The 21,425-nt window shown below is 68.3% G+C and carries 21 protein-coding genes; 16 read left to right on the top strand and 5 right to left on the bottom strand.

The features are described 5' to 3' along the window. Positions 1–105: 105 nt before the first annotated feature. The 13 genes from MOM01_RS20190 to MOM01_RS20130 all read left to right on the top strand — a co-directional run bounded on the left by MOM01_RS20190 (position 106) and on the right by MOM01_RS20130 (position 14,897). On the top strand, positions 106–1,071 hold the full coding sequence (locus tag MOM01_RS20190; protein ID WP_241387221.1) for a carbon-nitrogen hydrolase family protein: 966 nt from the start codon (positions 106–108) through the stop codon (positions 1,069–1,071). Then, positions 1,068–2,720 (top strand): amidase, encoded by a 1,653-nt coding sequence (locus MOM01_RS20185; RefSeq protein ID WP_241387220.1) that lies wholly within the window; start codon positions 1,068–1,070, stop codon positions 2,718–2,720. The genes MOM01_RS20190 and MOM01_RS20185 overlap by 4 nt, the downstream gene beginning before the upstream one ends. Beyond that, positions 2,713–4,200, top strand: coding sequence for an MFS transporter (locus tag MOM01_RS20180; RefSeq protein WP_241387219.1), 1,488 nt, complete (start codon positions 2,713–2,715; stop codon positions 4,198–4,200). Before MOM01_RS20185 ends, MOM01_RS20180 begins: the two co-directional genes overlap by 8 nt. After that, positions 4,197–4,868 (top strand): isochorismatase family protein, encoded by a 672-nt coding sequence (locus MOM01_RS20175; RefSeq protein WP_241387218.1) that lies wholly within the window; start codon positions 4,197–4,199, stop codon positions 4,866–4,868. Before MOM01_RS20180 ends, MOM01_RS20175 begins: the two co-directional genes overlap by 4 nt. A gap of 133 nt (positions 4,869–5,001) precedes the next feature. Further along, the gene (locus tag MOM01_RS20170; protein ID WP_241387217.1) at positions 5,002–6,180 is read left to right on the top strand and encodes a sugar ABC transporter substrate-binding protein; all 1,179 of its coding nucleotides are present in this window, start codon (positions 5,002–5,004) and stop codon (positions 6,178–6,180) included. Beyond that, positions 6,167–7,705, top strand: a complete 1,539-nt coding sequence (locus MOM01_RS20165; RefSeq protein ID WP_241387216.1) for a sugar ABC transporter ATP-binding protein — start codon at positions 6,167–6,169, stop codon at positions 7,703–7,705. The genes MOM01_RS20170 and MOM01_RS20165 overlap by 14 nt, the downstream gene beginning before the upstream one ends. Beyond that, on the top strand, positions 7,705–8,733 hold the full coding sequence (locus tag MOM01_RS20160) for an ABC transporter permease (RefSeq protein WP_308197018.1): 1,029 nt from the start codon (positions 7,705–7,707) through the stop codon (positions 8,731–8,733). Before MOM01_RS20165 ends, MOM01_RS20160 begins: the two co-directional genes overlap by 1 nt. 41 nt (positions 8,734–8,774) lie before the next feature. After that, complete coding sequence (locus tag MOM01_RS20155) at positions 8,775–9,275, top strand: NADPH-dependent FMN reductase (RefSeq protein WP_241387214.1); 501 nt, start codon at positions 8,775–8,777, stop codon at positions 9,273–9,275. Then, positions 9,272–9,772, top strand: a complete 501-nt coding sequence (locus tag MOM01_RS20150; protein WP_374112342.1) for a flavin reductase family protein — start codon at positions 9,272–9,274, stop codon at positions 9,770–9,772. Before MOM01_RS20155 ends, MOM01_RS20150 begins: the two co-directional genes overlap by 4 nt. Further along, entirely contained in the window at positions 9,769–10,989 is a 1,221-nt protein-coding gene (gene ribB, locus MOM01_RS20145) for a 3,4-dihydroxy-2-butanone-4-phosphate synthase (RefSeq protein WP_308197017.1), read from the top strand. Before MOM01_RS20150 ends, ribB begins: the two co-directional genes overlap by 4 nt. 73 nt (positions 10,990–11,062) lie before the next feature. Next, entirely contained in the window at positions 11,063–12,124 is a 1,062-nt protein-coding gene (locus tag MOM01_RS20140) for a DNA polymerase IV (RefSeq protein ID WP_241387212.1), read from the top strand. A gap of 29 nt (positions 12,125–12,153) precedes the next feature. Next, a complete protein-coding gene (locus MOM01_RS20135; RefSeq protein WP_241387211.1) occupies positions 12,154–14,151 on the top strand; it encodes an ABC transporter ATP-binding protein in 1,998 nt (665 codons plus the stop codon). After that, a complete protein-coding gene (locus tag MOM01_RS20130) occupies positions 14,148–14,897 on the top strand; it encodes an energy-coupling factor transporter transmembrane component T family protein (RefSeq protein ID WP_241387210.1) in 750 nt (249 codons plus the stop codon). The genes MOM01_RS20135 and MOM01_RS20130 overlap by 4 nt, the downstream gene beginning before the upstream one ends. Positions 14,898–14,901: 4 nt before the next feature. Here the strand turns inward: MOM01_RS20130 and MOM01_RS20125 are convergent, their stop codons facing one another. Further along, a complete protein-coding gene (locus tag MOM01_RS20125) occupies positions 14,902–15,552 on the bottom strand; it encodes a DedA family protein (RefSeq protein ID WP_241387209.1) in 651 nt (216 codons plus the stop codon). A 290-nt stretch (positions 15,553–15,842) separates the two neighbouring features. Here MOM01_RS20125 and MOM01_RS20120 point away from each other — a divergent pair, with 290 nt between their 5' ends. Next, the gene (locus tag MOM01_RS20120) at positions 15,843–16,325 is read left to right on the top strand and encodes a flavin reductase family protein (protein ID WP_241387208.1); all 483 of its coding nucleotides are present in this window, start codon (positions 15,843–15,845) and stop codon (positions 16,323–16,325) included. 12 nt (positions 16,326–16,337) lie between these two features. Here MOM01_RS20120 and MOM01_RS20115 read toward each other — a convergent pair whose 3' ends face one another. Continuing rightward, the gene (locus MOM01_RS20115; RefSeq protein ID WP_241387207.1) at positions 16,338–17,942 is read right to left on the bottom strand and encodes an MFS transporter; all 1,605 of its coding nucleotides are present in this window, start codon (positions 17,940–17,942) and stop codon (positions 16,338–16,340) included. A gap of 251 nt (positions 17,943–18,193) precedes the next feature. Next, on the bottom strand, positions 18,194–18,622 hold the full coding sequence (locus tag MOM01_RS20110; protein ID WP_241387206.1) for a PPOX class F420-dependent oxidoreductase: 429 nt from the start codon (positions 18,620–18,622) through the stop codon (positions 18,194–18,196). Positions 18,623–18,689: 67 nt separating this feature from the next. Between MOM01_RS20110 and MOM01_RS20105 the strand changes: the two genes are divergently transcribed. Beyond that, positions 18,690–19,469 (top strand): maleylpyruvate isomerase family mycothiol-dependent enzyme, encoded by a 780-nt coding sequence (locus MOM01_RS20105; RefSeq protein ID WP_241387205.1) that lies wholly within the window; start codon positions 18,690–18,692, stop codon positions 19,467–19,469. An 88-nt stretch (positions 19,470–19,557) separates the two neighbouring features. Here the strand turns inward: MOM01_RS20105 and MOM01_RS20100 are convergent, their stop codons facing one another. After that, a complete protein-coding gene (locus MOM01_RS20100) occupies positions 19,558–19,833 on the bottom strand; it encodes a hypothetical protein (protein ID WP_241387204.1) in 276 nt (91 codons plus the stop codon). 156 nt (positions 19,834–19,989) lie between these two features. After that, positions 19,990–20,820, bottom strand: a complete 831-nt coding sequence (locus MOM01_RS20095; RefSeq protein ID WP_241387203.1) for a helix-turn-helix domain-containing protein — start codon at positions 20,818–20,820, stop codon at positions 19,990–19,992. 37 nt (positions 20,821–20,857) lie between these two features. On the opposite strand from MOM01_RS20095, the gene MOM01_RS20090 reads away from it, so the two are divergent. Then, positions 20,858–21,415, top strand: a complete 558-nt coding sequence (locus tag MOM01_RS20090) for a TIGR03086 family metal-binding protein (RefSeq protein ID WP_241387202.1) — start codon at positions 20,858–20,860, stop codon at positions 21,413–21,415. The last annotated feature ends 10 nt before the right edge of the window (positions 21,416–21,425 follow it).

The raw sequence follows: 21,425 nt of genomic DNA, 5'->3' as shown, positions 1-21,425 counted from the left end.
AGCCGCACCACCATCCAGGCCGCCGCAGCCTGACACGAACGACGGGTGGGAGTGCGAGCGTGAAGCCGCGCTCCCACCCGTCACCCCATTTCCAGGAGGTTCCTCTTGACTTCGCGCACCCTCGACGTCGCCATCGTTCAGGCCGGCGAACTGACCGAGGACCTCCTCGGCAACCTTGCCGGACTCGCCGCTCTCGTGCGCGCGGCAGCGTCGCCCGACGGCGGCACCACACCCGACCTGGTGGTCCTGCCCGAGCTGATCACCACCCCCTACTTCTGCACCAGCCACGAGATCGACCGCACGTCCTGGGCCGAGACCATCCCCGGTGACGCCACCGACCTGTTCGGTGCACTCGCGCGAGAACTGGGATGCGCCATCGCCTTCGGGGTCTTCGAACGTACGGACCACGACGTCACCCACAACTCCGTCGTGATGATCGACGCGACCGGGGAGATCCTGAGCTGGCGTACCTCCGACGGCGGAACACTTCCTGCCTACCGGAAGCTGTCGCTGCCCGCGAGCAAGGTCGGAGACGTCGACATCGACGAGAAGTACCACTTCGCGCCCGGGCAGGCGCCCGTCACCGTCGACGCCTTCGGCACCCGATTCGGGTGCGTGATCTGCTACGACCGCACGTTCCCGGAGAACTGGGCCGTTGCCCGCGCGCTCGGCGCGGAGGTGATGCTCGCGATCGTCTCCTCGCTCGGTACCCGCGAGGACCTCTTCCTCGCCGAATTGCAGACGCGCGCCCTCGAATCGCAGATGTGGATCCTGGCGGCCAACCGGGCGGGCCCGGAAACCCTCAACGGTGTGACGGTCGACTATTTCGGACTGTCGTGCGTGATCGCTCCCAACGGAGCGATCGTCGCCCAGGCTCCGGCCCATCGTGCCGGGGAGACGCTGCGCTTCACCCTCGACCTCGACGCCGTCCCCGCGCAACGCGCGGCCTTCCCGCTGACCCGGGACCGGCGTCCGGACGTGCTGCGCCTCCTCGCCGACCTGACGGCGGGCACCGTGAGGCCCGCTCCGATGGCGCGGCCGACCCCGGCGACCACGGAGGTGGTCCGGTGACCACCACCGACTATCCCGACCTCACCGCTGCGGCGGCCAGGACCGTCGACGACCTGCTCCCGCAGGCACGCGCCGACATGGAACCACTGCTCGAGTCCGGGCGCCGCGCACCTCTGCCCTCGGTGCCCGACGGCCCGCCCTGCGAACCGGCGCATTCCGCCGCGTTCCTCGCGGCGAATCCCGTCGCCGCCTCGCCGATCGACGCGCCTGCCTACACCGCCCGCGTCGACGTCCCCGTGCACGAACTCGGCGTCGTCGACCTGCTCACCGCCTACCGGTCCGGCACGACCACTCCCACCGGCGTCCTCGCCGCGCTGCGGGCCCGATGGAGCGACCCCGCGATGTCCGGAGGGGCCGTCCTCGCCGTGGTCGAGGGCGCCGACGATGCGGCCGCGGACTCGGAACGACGGTGGAGTGACGGCACAGCACGCCCGCTCGAGGGCATCTTCTTCGCGGTCAAGGACATCATCGACGTGGCCGGAGCGCCCGTCACCGCCGGCTCGCGTACCACCGGCGACCGCATCGCGGTGACGGACGCGACCGTCGTGGCCCGTCTCCGTGCGGCCGGTGCCATCCCTGTCCTCATGACCGCCACCACCGAGTTCGCCTGCGGTGCGCCGCACAACGCGCGCTACGGTGCCGTGACCAACCCGTGGGACCGGAGCCGGTGGACGGGTGGCTCGTCGACCGGATCGGCCGGTGCGCTCGCCGCGCGGCTCGTGCCGTTGGCGCTGGGCACCGACACCGGTGGCTCCATCCGGGTGCCCAGCGCCCTGTGCAATCTCACGGGCATCAAGCCCACCTACGGTCTCGTGCCGCGCACCGGCGTCGCGTCGTTGTCGTGGACCCTCGACCACATCGGTCCCATGGCGCGTTCCGCCGCCGACCTGCGGGCCGCCCTCGAGGTGCTCGCCGGGTCCGACGGTTACGACCCTGCTGCCGTCCCGGACGCGACGGGGCAGCAGGTGCGGGACGGGCTCGCCGCCACCGGTGCACTTGGTCCGGTCTCGCTGACCGGCGTTCGTCTCGGTGTGCCCACTACCTGGTTCACCGAATTGTGCGACGCCGGAGTGCTCGCCGCCTGGGAGACCGTCGTGGACACCTTCCGCGAGCTCGGAGCGGAGATCGTGCCGGTCGACATCCCCGAAGCGCACCGCCTCCACGACGACGTCACGATCGTCATGACCTGTGAACTGGCCTCCAATCAGGAGGGCTCCCTGGAGAAGTTCGCGCTGTACGACATCGGTACTCAGGTGCGGATCGCGCGCGGACTGGTGCCCTCGGCGGTGGACTACCTGCGGTCGGTACGCCGACGCACGCTCGCCCAGCAGGAGACGGTCCGCGCGTTCGACGCCGCGGGTATCGATGTGCTCGTCACCCCGGGGATCGGTGCCACCGCGGCCCGATTGTCGGATGTGACGATGGAGATCGACGGTGTGCGGTACCCGATGCAGTCGATCGTCGGCCGCAACACCGGCCTGTTCGACTATCTCGGCCTGCCCGCCGTCATGGCCCCTGCGGGATTCTCCGAAGGGATGCCGGTCGGCGTGCAGTTGGTGGGACGGCCGTGGGCGGACGACACGTGTCTGCGCCTGGCTCAGGTGCTGCAGTCCGTCACCGACGTCCACGACCACCGTGCCGATGGATAGCCTTGCTACCCGGCGTCATCCACATCCTTGGCGGGTCTTCGCAGCGACCAGCATCGGCGTGGTCGCCGTATTCATCAGCTTGAGCGGACTGACCGTCGCGCTGCCCACCGTCACTCGCGAACTGGATGCGTCCGGCGCCCAGTCCACCTGGATCCTGCTCGGCTACATGCTGGTCACCACAGCACTGATCCTGGTGTTCGGCAGACTCGCCGATATCCTCGGCCGCCGGCCGCTCTACCTGGCGGGTCTGGTCACGTTCACCGTGGCCACAGGTCTGTGTCTGCTCGCGCCGTCGGCGGGATGGCTCATCGCGGCGAGAGTACTCCAAGGTGTCGGAGCCGCAGCCGTGGTCACCAACAACACGGCTCTGCTCACGGACACCTTCCCGCCGCGACTGCTCGGCCGCGCGCTGGGCTGGAACGCGACCGTCGCGGCGGTGGCTCAGGTCGTCGGGCCCCTCATCGGTGGGGCAGCCACAGCAGCCCTCGGATGGCGGGGTCTGTTCGTCGTCGTACTGCCCATCGGAATGGCGGCGATCGTCGCGTCGTTGTGGGTGATTCCGCGCAGTCCTCGTACGAGTGGGATCCGGGAGCCCTTCGACCTGACCGGTGCTGTCCTGTCCACCGCGCTGCTCACCGCCGTCGTTCTGGCTCTCACTCCCGGGGTCGATTCGGTGCCTTGGCTGCCATGGGCATGTGGGGGTGCGAGTCTCGTCCTCGCGGTCGCCTTCGTCGTTGTCCAGGTCCGCCGAGCCCATCCACTCGTCGACCTGTCTCTCTTCCGGGAGCGCGGGATAGCCCTGGTACTCGTCGCGGTGCTCGTGAACGCGGTTGCAACCTACGCCGTGACATTGCTCGTCTCTCTGTACGGGCAGGCCGTGAACGGTATATCGGCGGTGGCCGCGGGAGCGCTGGTGATGCCCGTCGCATTCGGTACCGTAATCGCTGCAGCGGCAGCCGGTTCGCTCATGCTGCGCTTCAGTCCCCGTATTCTCACTGCAATCGGCATGGGGCTCAACGCGATCGGATTGATCGGTGTCGCCCTCGTCTTGTCCGACGATGGTGGAGCACTTGCGGCGACCGCGCCCTTCCTGTTCGTTCTCGGTTACGGGTCAGGGCTGTTCATGACACCGAGTACCAGCGCGCTCATGTTGACGGCGCCCCCGGACCGCCGCGGAATCGCCAACGGTCTGCGTTCGACGTTGCAGAACGTCGGCTATCTGCTCAGCACCGCACTCGCACTGGTCTTCGCCACGATCGGCCTCAGTGCTACCGCCCGCCAAGCCGCCTACGGCGGCACACTCGGTGCGCTCGGAAGTGATGAAGTGGCCCGTTTCGTCGACAACGTTCGTTCTGTGAGCCTCACACTCGCCGCGATCGCGGTCATGGGAGTCCTCGTCTGTCTGTCCTTTCCCCGCCGCAACGTCACCGCGGCGGTTCATCCACTCGAATCCGTCACCACACTCAAGGAGTCAGCTTGACCACCGCAGATCGCATCGAACAGGCCGCAGACTACGCCCGCGCAGGCTTCGGGCAGGAACTCCGGCCGGGAAACCGTCCCGCCCTCGTCCTCGTCGATCCCGCACGCGCATACATCGATCCGGAATGCCCCCTCTATGCGGGTGTGGAAGCCAATGTCGAGGCCATGAAGGTCTTGCTCGCAGCCGCGCGTGCGGCAGGAATCCCCGTGGTGGTCACGGAAGTCCGCCTACGGGCCGACGGAGCCGACGCCGGAGTCTTCTTCAAGAAGTCGGGCACACTGGTCGCGTTCTGCGAAGGAAGTCCCTACGGGGAGTTCATCGAGGGACTCGAACCCACCTGTGCCGAAATGCTGGTGACGAAGAAGTATCCCAGCGCCTTCTTCGGAACCACTCTCAACTCGCACCTGACCTCGCTCGGAGTGGACACGGTGCTCGTCGCGGGCTTGTCGACGAGCGGCTGCGTGCGGGCGACCACTCTGGATGCCATGCAACACGGTTATATTCCGATCGTGGTCGAAGAGGCTGTAGGAGACAGGGACTCGTCCATCCACAACTCGAACCTGTTCGACATGCAGCAGAAGATGGCCGAGGTGTGGCAGCTGGCGCGAGCGCAGGACTACCTGGCGGAGATCTCGACACTCCACGATGCAGATCGCGTGCGCATTTAACACGAACGATCCAAGGATGCCGCTGCGTGCAACACGCCGCGGATACATTCGAAGTCATCACCTTTCGAGTCTGTCCCGCAACGACGCGGTCGTTTCTTCTTCGGCACACTCCTCATCCCCCCCAGGAGAATCCATGCGTCATTCCCTTCCCGGTCGCGCCGCGATCGCCGCGCTCGCCTTCTCGGCCGTCTTCGGTCTCGCCGCGTGCAGCAGTGAGGGTTCGGGTGGCGGCGAGGTATCCGACGCGGATGTCGCCGCCGGAGTCGAATACGCTCGCGCACAACTCGCCCTGTACGAGGCGGATCCGGAGTTCACGCTCGAGGCCGAGCCGTTCCCGATGAAGGACATCGCCGGCAAGACGATCTTCGCGATCCCCACCAACAGCGAGAATCCGTACAACGTCGCTGTCGACGAGGAATCGAAGAAGGTCGCCGAGCGTTACGGGGCCACCTGGATCGAATACACGAACCAGGGCCAGCCCGCCCAGTGGGCCACCGGCGTCGAACAGGCCGTGAACCAGAAGGTCGACCTCATCATCCTGTCGCAGGGTGTCGACGCCTCCCTCATCAAGCCGGCGCTCGAAAAGGCCGACGCTGCCGGAATTCCCGTCCTGCTCACGCACACGATTCTGCGTGGCGAAGCGGTAGCCGCGGATCTCGAGGGACTGATCGACGCCACGACCGACGCTCCACTCGCCGAAGCCAACCGGCTCACCGTCGACTGGATGATCGACCGCACCGAAGGGGAGGGCAATGCGCTGATCATCACCTCCAACGAGGTTCCTCCGGCAAAGGCCGAGGTGGCAGCGATGGAGGACGAGATCGCGCAGTACTGCCCGAAATGCACGTACAAGATCGTCAACGTCCCGGTCACGGAGTGGGCCACCAAGATCCAGTCCGAGGTGCAGTCCGCGCTCTCCGCCGACCCGACCGTCAATTTCATCCTGCCCATCTACGACTCGATGTCGCTCTACGCCCAGTCGGGCGTCAAGGCCGCGGGCAAGACGGGGCAGGTCGAGATCTCCTCGGTCAACGGCACACCCGCCGTCCTCAAGATCCAGCAGGACGACGGCATCGTCACGATGAACGTCGGTGAGTCCATCCCGTGGCTCGCATGGGCGACGATGGACCAGGCCGGGCGACTCCTGCTCGGCTACGACCCCGTCCCGAACGGGGCGCAGGAGACCCCGCTCAAGCTCATCACCGCTGAGAACATCGACGAAACCGGAACCCCGCCGCAGCCGGACAAGGGCTACGGCACGGCCTACGTCACCGGCTACGAAGCACTGTGGGGTCCCAGTGAACAGTCCTGATCCCATCGTCAACATCGTCGGTCTCTCCAAGACCTTCGGTGAGCACACGGTACTGAAGCAGGTAGGCCTGACGATCCACGCCGGCAAGGTGCACGGACTGCTGGGGGAGAACGGCTCCGGCAAGTCCACGCTCATCAAGGTCCTCGCAGGCTTCCACGCACCGGATCCCGGCGCCGCCTTGCAGATCCGCGGGAGGGACGTGCCCCTGCCCGTCCCGGCGGGCGGATTCCGCGACCTCGGCATCAGCTTCGTCCACCAGGATCTCGCGCTCGTGCCGGATCTGTCGGTGGTCGAGAACCTCCGCGTCGGACCGGTCGTGGCCGGGTCGAAGCCGTGGATCTCGTGGCGGCGTGAGAAGCGCACTGCGCGTGCATTGTTCGAACGATTCGGCCTCCACCTCGACCCCGAGGCTCCGGTGTCGAGTCTCGACGAGACCGAACGTGCCCTCCTCGCGATCCTGCGGGCGACCGAGGAACTGGGGGAGCGCCGTACCCTGCTCGTGCTCGACGAGCCCACGGTCTTCCTACCGCGCGAGGGCACCGACCTGCTGTTCGCGGTCGTCCGCGAGATCGTCGCCGACGAGAAGGCCGCCGTCCTGTTCGTCTCCCACGACCTCGACGAAGTGCTCGACCACACCGATCGTGTCACCGTGCTGCGCGACGGGGTGTCGCAGGGAACGCGCCGCACCCGCGACCTGACGGCGACCTCGCTCATCGACCTCATCGTCGGGCGCAGTCTCGACTCCGCCGACCCGCGCGTCGCCGGGCCCGCCCGCGACTTCGAGGAGGCACCGGTCCTTGCCCGGGTCGAGGACCTCGAGACCGCCACCGTCGACGGCGTCGGGTTCGATGTGCGGCCCGGCGAGGTCGTCGGACTCACCGGCATCGCCGGCTCGGGCTACGACGACGTGCTGCCTGCCCTGTACGGGGCCCGGCAGGCCCGCGGGGGACGGTTGACCGTCGGCGGGGACAGCGTGCCCCTGCCCACGATGACGCCGATCGATGCTCTTGCCCGCAAGGTCGTCTACGTTCCACCGGACCGCAAGGTCGAGGGCAGCGCCCCCGAACTGACCGTCGCCGAGAACGTCACCCTCCCGCTGCTGGGCACGGGGTTCGTGAAGCCGCGGGCGTTGACGGACATCGCGACCGCGCTCGCAGAGCACTGCGACGTCCGTCCGCGCGACCCGCAGGCCGTCTACGGGTCGCTGTCCGGCGGCAACCAGCAGAAGGCTCTGCTCGGCAAGTGGCTCCAGACCGACCCGGTGCTGGTGCTCCTCGCCGAACCCACCCAGGGTGTGGACATCGGTGCCCGCGCCCGCATCTTCGAGATGCTGCGGGAGACCGCTCGCAGGGGCGCGGGCATCGTCGTCGCCAGCTCGGACTACGAGCAGTTGTCGGTCCTGTGCGATCGCGTCCTCGTCTTCTCCCGCGGGCATGTTGTCGCCGAACTCACCGGCGACAACCTGTCCAAGCACCACATCTCGGACAGTGTCCTCGGTCTGACCCGACAGGAAGTGAGCGCCTGATGTCCGTCACCATCGACAAATCCACCCCCACTCGAGCCGCCGAAGCGGAGCCGGATTCGTCTCGGTCGCGTTCCTTCGGCCCGATGTTCGAAAAGTACGCCCTGGTGCTGGCGCTCGTGGCGGTGGTCGTCTTCTTCAGCATCCTGCGCCCGGAGATATATCCGACGGCGAACAACCTGCAGAACATCCTCGGTTCGCAGGCAGTGCTGCTCATCCTGGCGCTCGGATTGATCGTGCCCCTCACCGCCGGTGAATTCGACCTGTCTGCGGTGTCGACCATGTCGCTGTCGGCCATGACCATCGCCGTGCTCAACGTGCAGCACGGCTGGTCGCTGCTGTCCGCCATCGCCGTCGCCGTCCTCGCGTGCCTCGTCGTCGGCCTGATCAACGCACTGCTGGTCGTGCGACTGCAGATCGACTCGTTCATCGCGACCCTCGGTAGCGGCACCGTCGTGCTCGGTGTGGTGCAGTGGATCTCCGGCTCGACCTCGGTCACCGGCGTCGAGTCCGCGCTCGTCGACGCCACCATCGGCACCCGCATCTTCGGGGTGTCGCTGCAGTTCTACTACGCCCTCGCCCTGGTGCTGATCATGGCGGTGGTCTTCCAGTACACGCCGATCGGACGACGCCTGCTCTTCGTCGGTCGCGGTGCCCAGGTCGCCCGGCTCAGCGGTCTGCACGTCGACCGCATCCGCGGCGGTGCGCTCGTCACCTCCGCGTTGGTTGCAGCTCTGGCCGGCATCGTCTACGCCGGCATGCTCGGTGGTGCCGACCCGTCCTCGGGCCAGTCGTTCATGCTGCCTGCCTTCGCGGCCGCCTTCCTCGGTGCCACCGCGATCGTCCCCGGCCGCTTCAACGCCTTCGGCACGCTGGTCGCGGTGTACTTCCTCGTCGCCGGGGTCGTCGGCCTGCAGATGCTCGGCGTCGCCAGCTTCGTCCAGCAGCTGTTCTACGGCGGCGCGCTGGTGGTCGCGGTCGCGTTGTCGGGTGCCGTTCGCCGCCGCACGACGTCGCGCGGAACACGCTGACACGGTGGAGGCGGAAAGCCTCGCCAGAAAAGGAGATCCACATGAAGGTCACTGTCGTTTCCGGTAACCCGAAGCCCGGCTCCCGCACCCTCGACGCCGCCACGCTGCTGGCGGCCGAACTCGCCGGCCACGCCCCCGACGAGGTCGTCGATGTCGTCACCCTCGGTCCCGGCCTGCTCGGTTGGGGAGACACTGCGGTGAAGGAGGCAGTCGAGACCGTCGCATCGTCCGACCTCGTGGTCTTCGCCAGCCCGACCTTCAAGGCGACCTACACCGGCATCCTGAAGCTGTTCCTCGACCAGTTCGCCACCGGTGACGGTCTGCGCGACGTCACGGCGGTGCCGCTCATGCTCGGCGCCGGACCGGCCCACGCCATGGCGCCCGACCTGCTGCTCAAGCCCGTGCTCGTCGAACTCGGCGCCACCTGCCCCGCTGCGGGGCTGTACCTGATGGATTCCACCTACACCACCGACACCCGGATCGCCGAGTACGCCGAGCGCTGGGCGCCGGTGCTGCGATCCACCGTCCGGACGGAGGCATGATGACCACCCTCGCCCTCGACGGCGCGACCCTGCGCCGCGCGTTCGCCCACGTCCCCTCGGGTGTCGTCGCGATCTGCGCCGATACCGGTAGCGAGCGGATCGGCATGGCCGCAAGTACTTTCGTTCCCGTCTCGCTGGACCCGCCGCTCGTGGCGTTCTGTGTGCAGAACAGCTCGACCACCTGGCCGAAGCTCGAAGCGCAAGAGCGCTTGGGTATCAGCGTCCTGTCGTCCGAGCACGACATCGCGGCGCGGGTGCTCGCGGCGAAGAACGGCGATCGTTTCGCGGGCATCGAGACCGAGACCCGGGAGGGCGGAGCGTTGTTCGTCAACGGCTGCGGTGTGCGGATGAACGTGTCGATCGAACAGCAGGTGCCCGCCGGCGACCACGCGATCGTCGTTCTGCGTGTGCACGAACTGTTCTGCGATGAATCCGATCACGCGACGGAACCGATCGTCTTCCACCGCAGTGCGTTCCGGCGGCTGGTGGCATCGTGAGTCGCATCGAGGCGGCGCTCGACGCGCTGCGGGCGGGTAAGCCGGTTCTCGTCTCGGACTCCGCCGACCGGGAGAACGAGGGTGACGTCATCCTCTCCGCGCAGCACGCGACCCCGGAATGGGTCGCGTGGACCGTCCGGCACACCTCGGGTCTGCTGTGTGCCCCGATGACCGGTGCCCGCGCCGACGCCCTGGACCTGCCGGCGATGGTGGCCGACAACCAGGATCCGAAGCAGACGGCCTACACCGTCACGGTCGACGCCGCGCGGGGCGTCACCACCGGCATCAGCGCCGCCGATCGTGCGACGACCCTGCGTGTGCTTGCCGATCCGACGGCCACCTCGCGCGATCTGATCCGTCCCGGTCACATCCTGCCGTTGCGGGCGCGTCCGGGTGGGGTGCTCGAGCGTCCCGGTCACACCGAGGCCGCCGTCGACCTGTGTGCACTCGCGGGTCTGCCGCAGGTCGGTGTGATCGCCGAGCTCGTCTCCGACGACGGATCGATGATGCGCATGCCGGAGATCGAAGAGTTGGGCGCCCGTCACGACCTGCCCGTACTCACGATCGAGGAGTTGATCCGCTACCGCGCGGCGCATCCGTTTCCGTCACCGGTGGTGCCGTCGGGACGGGTCGTGAGGGCCGACGAGGCATCCATGCCGACCCGCTTCGGAACCTTCCGTGCCGTCGGCTATCTCGACCGCCACTCCGGTGCCGATCACATGGCGCTGATCGCCGGGCATCCGGGTGACGCACCGCTGGTACGGGTGCATTCGGAGTGTCTGACGGGGGAGTCGTTCGCGTCGGAGCGCTGCGAGTGCGGTCCCCAGCTCGACGCCGCGCTGGAACGGATCGCGCAGGAAGGCGGCGTCCTCGTCTACTTGCGCGGCCACGAGGGCCGGGGGATCGGCCTGCTCAAGAAGCTCGCGGCCTACCGACTGCAGGACGGTGGCTTCGACACGGTCGCGGCCAACCTCGAACTCGACGAACCGGCCGACGGACGCGAGTACGGCGGTGCCGCGGCGATACTCCACGATCTCGGCATCCGTGCGGTGCGGCTGCTCACCAACAATCCCGCCAAGATCTCGGGGCTCGAGGCCAACGGAATCGCCGTCGCGGCCCGGGAGCCGCTGCACGTCGGCGTCGTACCGGCGAACGTGCGCTATCTCGAGACGAAGCGGCGGAGGATGGGACACATGCTGCCGGTCGCGAAGAGCTGACCGTTCCGACGACCTGCGCACATCCCCTGTGATCACCGGACGGTGAGACTCCGGGCGCTCTACGGTTGTCGGCATGGGTACACCGGGCACTGCGCACTGGGTCCTCCACGTCGACCTCGATCAGTTCATCGCCGCGGTCGAAGTGCTGCGCAACCCCGAGTTGGCCGGGAGACCGGTGGTGGTCGGTGGCCGGGGTGATCCCACCGAACGCGGCGTCGTCTCCACCGCGTCGTACGAGGCCCGGGCACACGGAGTGGGGTCGGGAATGCCGCTGCGGGTCGCGGCACGCAAGATCCCCGACGCGATCTTCCTGCCCGTCGACGCCGACACCTACAACGAGGTGTCGCAGGTCGTGATGGACACGCTGCGCGGACTCGGGGCGGTCGTCGACGTGCTGGGCTGGGACGAGGCGTTCCTGGGTGTGGAGACCGGCGATCCGGAAGCGTTCGCCCGGAGGGCCCAGTTCGCGGTGCTCGAGACGACCGGTCTGCACTGCTCCGTCGGGATCGGCGACAACATCCTCCGCGCGAAGATCGCGACGAGCTTCGGGAAGCCCGCAGGCATGTTCCGGCTGACCCGGGACAACTGGTTCGAGGTGATGGGGGATCGATCACCGGACTCCCTGTGGGGGATCGGTTCCCGCACGGCGAAGAAACTCGACGCGATCGGTATCCGCACTGTTCGTGATCTCGCCCGGGCCCCGGTCGACGAGATGGCGAGCCGGTTCGGCCCGAAGACAGGTCCGTGGCTCGTCGGGCTCGGCGCCGGCGCCGCCACCACGGAGGTCTCGGCCGAGCCGTGGGTGGCCCGCTCACGCAGCCGCGAGACGACCTTCCAGCACAACGTCGGGGACTGGACGGAGATCGCCGATTGCGTGCGCCGTCTCGCGGCTCGAGCCGTCGACGACGTGCGAGGGGAGGGACGAGCCGGGGTGCGGGTCGGACTGAAGATCCGCTACGCGCCGTTCGTCACCCACACCGCGAGTGTCGCCCTTGCGGCACCGAGCACGGACGTCGGCGTCGTCACCGACACCGCCGTCGGACTGCTCGACCGGTTCGACCACGATCGCGAGGTCCGGCTCGTGGGAGTACGGGTGGAGATGACGCCCCCGGCGGATCGGCAACGGCCGCACTGACGACTGGCACACTGGGACCGGTGCACTCGGTGACCAGGCGACGCGGACCACTTCGACCACCCGAAGCTGCTGCGGCGGCGGTGTTCGGGACGTTGACCGCAGTGCTGTCGGTGGTGGCCGGACTGATCCCCGTCGGTGTCGCCCAGGTTCTCGTGGCGTTGCCCGTCGCCTTCCTCGCCGCCACCGGTCGACTCCGTGCGATCGTCGCCGCGACGGTCGCCGCCGGTGTGGTGGCGCTGGTGGCCGGGGGGCCGTTCGCGGTCGGGGCGGTCGTCGTTCTCTCCGGTGTCGGCACTCTCGTGGGTTTCGCACATCGCCGGTGGGGCCGGGCCGCCGTGTTCGCGGTGACCGCAGGAGCCGTCCCCGCGGGTCTGCTGCTCGGGGCGATCGCCGACGGCATGCTGCTGTTGTTCGACCGGACCCGGATCCTGCTGCTGGAGGCACTCGAATCGTCGATGCGCGGCACACTCCGCGCCTTCGAAGCCGCCGGGGCGGGCGAACAGTTCGTCGACACCTGGGAACGGACCCTCGAGATCATGGTGCGGCTGTGGTGGGTGTGGATCGGCGGTGCCGTCTTCGTCGCCACCGTGGGCACCGCACTGCTGTGTTTCGGCATCTTCAGTGTGGTGGAGAGGCGCAGTACCTGGGCGACGCGCTCGGTCGACTGGCCCGAGCAGGACCCCTCCGCCGAGCCGGCTCCGCTGCCCGTCGCCTTGCGTCTCGCCGGTTACCGCTATCCGGGAGCCGACCGCGACGCCCTGTCCGACATCGACCTCACGATCGAACCGGGGGAGTTCGTCGCGATCGTCGGTGGCAACGGCTCGGGGAAGTCGACGCTCGTGCGGATGCTCGCAGGTCTCGAGCCGACCGTCGGCCTCGTCGACCGGCCCGGGCCCGTCGGGCTCGGACGTCCCGGCGGGACGGTGATGGTGTTCCAGCATCCCGAGAGTCAGGTGCTCGGCCGCACGGTCGCCGAGGATCTCCGATGGGGAGCCGGCGACGTGGACGTCGAGGCGATGCTCGCCCGCGTCGGTCTCACCGGAACGGCGGACCGGGCGACGGAGGAGCTGTCCGGCGGACAGTTGCAGCGACTGGCGCTGGCCGGCGCGCTGGCCAGGCGACCGGCACTGCTCATCGCCGACGAGATCACCGCGATGGTCGATACGGACAGTCGCACGGAGCTGATCCGCTTGCTCGTGAGCGTGGCCCGGGAAGGCACCGCGGTCGTGCTCGTCACCCACCTCGACGACGAAGCCCGCGCCGCCGACCGCATCGTGCACCTCGCCGACGGGCGGATCGTCCCGCACGTCGCGTCCCCACCCCTGCCGGTGCCGGTCACGGCGACCGCCCCAGCCTTCCCGCAGCCGGTCCTCGAAGTGCGCGGGGTCACCCATGTCTACGCCGCCGGCACGCCGTGGGCGCACACGGCGCTGCGCGACGTCTCCCTGACGGTCTGCCGAGGAGAGGGGGTGCTGGTGGTGGGGGAGAACGGTTCGGGCAAGTCGACCCTCGCGTGGATCATGGCCGGTCTGACCCGGCCCACCTACGGAACGGCCGTCCTGCACGACACGCCCACCGCCGACCTGCACGGTGAGGTCGCGATGGTCTTCCAGCAGGCCCGGTTGCAATTGCAGCGGCCCACCGTCGCGCAGGAGATCTCCGAGGTGGCGGGACTGCCGCACACCGATCGCGGGTACGTCGCCGCCGTCCTGCACCGCGTGGGCCTGCGTCCCGAGCTGATCGACCGGCCCGTCGACCGTCTCAGCGGAGGGGAGATGCGGCGCGTGGCGATCGCCGCGCAGCTCGCCCGCACCCCCCGGGTCCTGGTGCTCGACGAACCGTTGGCCGGTCTGGACCTGAGCGGACGACGCGAGATCGTGTCGATTCTGGCTCACCTGCGCGCGGTCGAACACGTCACCGTCGTCGTCATCTCGCACGACCTGCACGGAATGGAAGAAGTGTGTTCACGCACCGTGGTGCTCGAGGACGGACGCATCGTGGAGCAGACCGGAGCGGTGATCGCATGACTCGCACACGGAGCCGGCAGAGGCGTCCGCTCGTCCTTCTGCGGCCGGTGCCCCGGGAGACACCGCTGCATCGCGTCTGGGCGGGCACCAAGGTGCTGTCGGCCGCCGCGTTGTCGGTGGCGGTGAGCTTCGCTCCGAGCTGGACGGGGCTCGGCATCCTGCTCGCCGTGCTGGGCGTGGGGGTGCTGGTCGCGCGTATTCCTCGCGGTGCGCTGCCGACCGTTCCGTGGTGGGTGTTCGCGGTCCTGGCCGTCGGCCTGGTGCTCAACGCCGCCGGCGGGGGGTGGGCGGCCTATGTGCGCTCGATTCTGCTCGGGGTCGGACTGCTGTTCGTCGCCTCGCTCGTCGGATGGACGACGCGGCTGTCCGATCTCGTCGATGCGCTGCCGGTGCTGTTCGCGCCGCTGCGGTTGCTGCGCCTGCCGGTCGACGAATGGGTGACGGTGTGTGCCCTGGGACTACGGATGCTGCCGACCGTTCGTGCGGAGATGCGCGTGCTGTTCGCCGCACGCAAGGTGCGGGGCCGGCCCGGCATCCGTAATCCTGCGGGCTGGTGGCAGGAGGTCGTCGACGCCGTCGGCGCGGTCGCCTCGGTGTCGATGCGGCAGATCCGCGACCTCGGCGATGCGTTGTCGGTGCGAGGACAACGACCGGCCGTACGACCTCGGGTACGACTGCGCCTGGGCGATCTCGTGACCGTGCTGGTCGTGGTGGGGGCGTGCGCCGCGATGATCGTGTGGGGCTGACCTCTCAGCTGCCGTCCTTCACCCGCCTGCGCGAACGGATGCGGCGCACCAGCCCGTACGCGATCACCCCGACGACACCGGCGATCACCACGTACTGCATGACCTCGGCATACGGTTCGACAGCACTCCAGTTCTCGCCGAGCTGGTAGCCGGCCAACACGAAGATCGAATTCCAGATGAGACTGCCGGCGGTGGTGAATGCGAGGAACTGCCAGATCGGCATCCGTGTGACGCCCGCCGGAACCGAGATGAGACTGCGGAAGAGTGGCACCATCCGACCGAAGAAGACGGCTTTGCGGCCGTGTCGCTGGAACCACTCGGTCGACCGTTCGAGGTCCTCGATGTCGACGAGCGGCAACTTCTTCACCACAGTGCGGATGCGGTCCTCACCCACCCAGCGTCCGATCGCGTACAGACCGAGCGCGCCGAGAACCGAGCCGAGGGTCGTCCAGAACAGTGCTCCGAACAGCGTGAAACTGCCCAGACTCGCAGCGAACCCGGCGAGCGGCAGAATGACCTCGCTCGGGAGCGGAGGAAAGAAGTTCTCGAGCGCGATGGCGATGCCGGCACCGACACCGCCGAGTCGATCCATGAGATCGAGCGCCCATGCTGCGAGACCGTCGGTGGGAACTGATGGAGAATCCGCAACACTCATCCACCAGACAGTACCGACGCCCGGTGAAGGCTTCCGCTCGTACGGATCGGAACGGTTCCGCTCCGAATGCGGGACGAGAAGGATGACGGAGGTTCTCCACCCCCGACGCGGGAAGGCACCGCGCCGGGGCGATCACGGAGCGAGAGCCTTGTCACAATGTGGAGGTGATCACAGTCGGCGTGCGGCGGCTCGCACGCTGCGCCGCGCGTTCTCCGGGGAACTGGTCGCTCCCACCCCGGGGCCCGACCTGTATCTTCACGATCGACGTCCACAATCTGAAGTGAGGCCCGATGACCACTCTCGACGGACCGTCCCTGCGGCAGGCCTTCGCGCACGTCCCCTCGGGTGTCGTCGCGATCTGTGCGGAGGTGGACGGGGAGCGGATCGGCATGGCGGCGAGCACTTTCGTGCCGGTGTCGCTCGACCCGCCGCTCGTCGCGTTCTGCGTGCAGAACACGTCGGCCACCTGGCCGCGTCTGGCGTCGCTCCCGCATCTCGGTATCAGCGTGCTGAGCGAAGAGCACGACGGCGCCGCGCGGGTCCTCGCCGCGAAGAACGGCGACCGCTTCGCCGGTATCGACATCGAGAGCCGCGAGGGCGGCGCTCTGTTCGTCTCGGGGACGAGCGTGCGCATGGATGTGACCGTCGAGCAGGAGGTTCCGGCGGGCGATCACGCGATCGTGGTGCTGCGGATCAACGAACTGCTCACGACCGCCGACGTGGAGCCGATCGTGTTCCACCGCAGCTCGTTTCGCCGCCTGCTCGTGTCCTGAACCACGGGCATCCTAGGGCGGCTGCGACCCGACGGATTCTCGGGGCAACCGGCCGGTGCCGAACAGGGCCGCTATCGCGAGCAGGGCGGTCACGGCGAAGGCGACGCGCAGCGCGTCGAGCCGGGCGTCGGCGTTGACCGCGACGAGAGCATCGGCCGTCGCCGGGTCGACACCGGCGCTGTCGAGCCCGTCCTGCAATTGGGTCGTGGACAGGAAGGGCACACCTGTGGCCATCTCGGTGGTCGCCTGCTCTCGTACCGAGGGCGGGATCGCGGGATTGTTCTCGATCCCGGCGACGACGGACGAGGTGAGGGTGGCGATCAGGATCGATCCGATCAGCGCGGTGCCCAGCGAGGCGCCGAGATTGGTCGCGGTGTTCTGCAGGCCGCCGACCTCCGCACTCTCGGAATCGGGCACCGACGAGACCGTGACCGCTCCGAGTTGCGACGCGAGTGCTCCCAACCCGAAGCCCATGAACAACATGGGTACGGCCACCACCGCCGCGTCGGCGCCCGGATCCATCCCGGCGACGAGGATCAGGATCCCCACGATCATCGAGCCCAGTCCTGTCCGCACCACACGTCGAGGATCGGCGTGGGGCCGCACCTTCGGAATCGACGTCGCGGCCAGCACGAGGGCGATCGACAGCGGGAGGAGACGCACACCGGTCTCGACGGCGGTGAGTTCGAGCACCACCGACAGGAAGAGCGGGACGGAGAAGAACACCCCGGCCTGGACCGCGAACTGGGCGAAGAACATCGTCAGACCACCGACGAGTTGCCGGTTGGCGAACAGTTCCGGATCGACCAGCGGGTCGCGTCCTCTGCCGATGAGAGCGTTCTGCCATCGCATGAACGCATAGAGCACCAGCGAGCCCGCGACGATGAGCCAGATGACCGGGGACAGGCCCAGTACGGCGGGCCCTCCGGGTTCGGCTCGCACCCAGCCCCACTCGCTCGAGCGCAGGACGCCGTACACGACGGAACCCAGACCGAGAACGGACAGTGCCGATCCCACGAGGTCGAGGTGGACCCGCTGTGGCGGGACGTCCTCGATGCGGCGCAACACGAGCAGGATCGCCACCACGAGGACGACCTCGCCGAAAAAGACGTAGCGCCAGGAGGCGAACGTCGTGACGGCTCCGCCCAGCAGTGGCCCCACGGCGACAGCCGAGGCGCCGGCCGCCGCGACCAGCCCGTAGGCCGCGGCCCGCCGTTCGGGAGCGAAGTTCGCCGCGACGAGGGAGACGATCGCCGGCATGATCAGGGCCGCACCGACGCCTTCGAGTAGCGACCAGCCCACCAGCAGGACCGTGAGGTTCGGGGCCAGTCCGGTGGTGAACGAGCCGATCCCGTAGATCACCAGTCCGATTCCGAATGCGCGCCGCCGTCCGAGGAGCGTCCCGACCTTCCCGCCTGTGATCATCAACGACGCCATCACCAGGGTGTAGAGAGTGATCGCCGTTTGGATGCCGGTGATCGTGGTGTCGACGTCCTGTGCGACCGTCGCCATCGATACGTTCATCACGGAACTGTCGAGCGTCATGAGGAACTGACCCGACGCCAGCACGCCGAGGACCAGTGCCGAACCGGATCGGACCTCGGGCTGTGGTGCCACGGCCCCGCCCTTCGCGCTCAGGCCGGGCACGGCCGGGAGAGGCCGCTGCCGTCGACGATGCGTGCCGAACTCTTCCACGACGCCGGACTACCGGTGACCGATCTCCCGAGGGGGATCGACCCGGTGCAGTGAGTCGTCCAACCGCACATCACCACATTGGACCACATGCGTCCGTCCGATCTCCCGGATTCCCGGGCAGTCCGATCGCAGCCTCCGGAAAGGACGGCCCGAGGCTTGCTTCACGGCCGGGGTCAGCGCGCCGAACCGTAGAAGCGTGAGACACGCACGCGGAGGAGCAATCTGCGATCGGCGACCATCGCGGCGCGGAACTCGTCCCAATCCGGGTGCTCGCCCTGCACGGCGCGGTAGAGCTCGACGAGCTGCTCGACGGTGTGGTCGTGTGGATCGACGGCGACCGGCGACAGCTCGGCGTCACCTTCCGCGACGGCATAGGACCACTTGTCGCCGGACTCGACGAACAGGCTCACACGCGGGTCGCGGCGCATGTTCCGTGTCTTCGCCCGGTCGTCGGTGACGGAGACGGAGAACGTACGGGTGCCGGGCTCGTACCGGTAGGTGATGTTCGACAGTTGTGGTCGCCCGTCGCGTTTGAGCGTCACTAGCGTCGCCACACCGGTGGGCGGGAACAGTGCTTCGAGTGGGGTCTCCTCGGCCGGCATGGTGCTCAGATTACGGCCGGCGATGCAGAATCGGAGCGAGTATCGAGCCGAGGACGAAGGACAGTGAATGCTGGACTATGCGCGTTACTGCGGAGAGATCACCGAGCAGACGGAACTGCTCGTCGCATCTCTGGCGGGGCAGGACATGGGCACACCGGTGCCGTCGTGCCCCGGATGGAACATCGGTGGACTGGCCCGGCACGTCGGCTACGGGCACCGATGGGCGACCGAGGCGGTGCGCGGACTCGGCGCGATGCCCCGCACCGACCGGGCGATGCGGGAGTTGTCGGCGTACGTCGACGAGAAGCCGGAGGAGCTGGTCCCCTGGCTGCGGGAGGGTGCGCGCGAACTCGACACCGCGCTTCGTGAGGTCGGTCCGAACATGAGGGTGTGGACCCCGATCCCCGGAGGGAAGAAGACACCGGAATTCTTCGCTCGGCGATTCACTCACGAGACCGTCGTGCATCGCGCCGACGCCGCGCTCGCGCTGGGCACGCCGTTCGAGGTCGCGCACGACCTCGCGGTGGACGGCGTGGACGAGTGGTTCGAACTGGCAACGGTCACGTGGCCGAGACGTGACGAGGACCGGCATCGTGCACTGCACGGACCGGATCGGACACTGCACTTCCACGCGACGGACACGTCCGCCGAGTGGGTCGTGGACCTGACCGGAGACGAGTTCGTGTGGCGACATGCGCACGAGAAGAGCGCCGTCGCGGTACGAGGTCCGCTGACCGAACTGCTACTGGTGCTCTACCGGCGGCGCGCGGTGGACACCGCCGATGTGGACGTCTTCGGCGACACCGAATTCCTGGCGTCGTGGCTCGACGCCAGTGCATTCGGCTAGCCCCCACAGCGACGTATCCGAGCTGCCGCACCACGCGGCCGAACCGGCCGGCTGCGCCGCATCGTCGAGGCGCGGCCGGCCGGAGGTGTCAGAACGACAGGTGCGACGCCGAGTACGCGTGGCGGATCGCGTCGAGCGCGCTCGTGCAGGGGATGTCCGCTTCGCGCAGGGAGTGGATCACCTCGGCGGCCGCCCCGGTCTGCTCGAATGCGCTGCCGGCTGCGACGGCCCAGGCGACTTCACCGGGCTCGAAAGTGCGGGTCGGTTTCCATCCTCGCTGAGGTGCGAGTTCGCGCAGTGTGCTCCAATGCGCGACTTCGTCCGCGTCCGGACGTCCGATGAACAGTAGACGGTCGTGTCCCACGATGAACCCCTTTGTCCTTCGTCGTGCTTCGCCAGGTAGGTCGCCCTCCCTGTGTGATTCGTTACATTTACCTGATCACGAAGCCTTGTGGGGTGACGACGTTCCACTACGTGATACACGCGTCCCGATCCGTTGTACTCGCACGGCGGACGGGCTTCACCGGGCCCCGTAGCGCTCTGCGAACGCGCCGGGAGTCATCCCGACGACCTTCGCGAAGTCACGCACGAAATGTGGCTGGTCGGCATAACCGAGGACGGCGGCAACCTCCGACAACGACCCGGGGCGGTCGCGCAGTCGCCCGGCCGCCTCCTGCAGTCGCCGCCGCTGGATGAGCCACTTCGGGGTCAATCCGATCCGCCGCTGCACCAACCGCTGCAGGGCGCGCTCGGTGAGGCCGAATTCGGCACGGACCTGCTCGACGCGCAGCACATCGGAATTCTCCTCGACGAAGGCGACCACACGGTTGACGAGCCGGCCCTCCTCGTCGACCGGCAGACGCGCGCGCAGGACGTCGTCGAAGGCGTCTGCCGCCGCACGGTGCGAAGACGGTGAGCCGGGATCCGGTCTCATCGCCGCGCGGACGCGTGTGATCAGACGCGCACCGGCCGAGCCCAGGACGTCGGTGAGGTCGACGGCGCGGTCGGTGAATGCTGCGAGTGAGGTGCCGGCGAACAGCGCACCCGCCGCGGGGGTGAGCATGCAGCCGACCGCCCATCCCTCACCGGTGAGGGTGACCGTGGACAGTCCGTGCTCGACACCGTAGAAGCGGGCGTAGTCGTGCGCGACCACCAGTTGGCACACCGGATATCGCAGTACGTGCTGGGGTGCCTCCCGGCCGGGCGGGACCGACCAGACCGGAATCCAGTAGCGCTGCATCAGGTCGGTCAGGTCCGCAGCGGCGGGGTAGCGGTGGATCCGGTGCGAGGTGTCGTGCGGATCCTTCAGATGGGCTTTCGCGATGGGGTCGTGAGCGTCGTCGGGTTTCATCAATACCTCACCGTCGGTGCTCGTTAGCGTCCCCGTCATGAATACAACAGCGATACGACACGCGGAGGCCGACCGGCCTCTCACCGAAGTGATCTCGTCTCTGCGCGACACGGAGTGGGACCGGCCGTCACCATGCGAGGGGTGGACGGCCCGCGACGTGCTGGCACACGTCATCGACACCCAGCGGGAGTTCTTCGCCGGTCGCGGTCTCGACATGGGTGACCGGCCCGCTCTCGACCGGCCCGCCGAGGCGTGGTCGGCACACACCACGCGCGTCGCGGGGATTCTCGCCGACGACGCACTCGTGTCCACCTCCTACGACGGCTACTTCGGGCCGACGACGGTGGGCACGACCTTCGAGCAGTTCTACCTGTGGGACATGCTCGTGCACCGTTGGGACATCGCGCGCAGCGCCGGGATCGACGCGGACTTCTCGGATGCCGAACTCGACCGGATGGAGGCCGGCGCCGACAGCTTCGGTGACAGTCTCTACATGGACGGAGTCTGTGCGCCGGGGGTTGCCGTGCCCGAGGGTGCGGACCGATCCGGCCGTCTGCTCGCCAGACTGGGACGCAGCACCACCTCGTCCGTCTAGAGGGCCGCTA

The sequence above is a fragment of the Rhodococcus sp. CH91 genome (genome assembly GCF_022554085.1).
Lineage (GTDB): Bacteria > Actinomycetota > Actinomycetes > Mycobacteriales > Mycobacteriaceae > Rhodococcus.
Note: the sequence above shows the minus strand (reverse complement) of the source record. Positions and strands in the feature narration are given on the sequence as shown.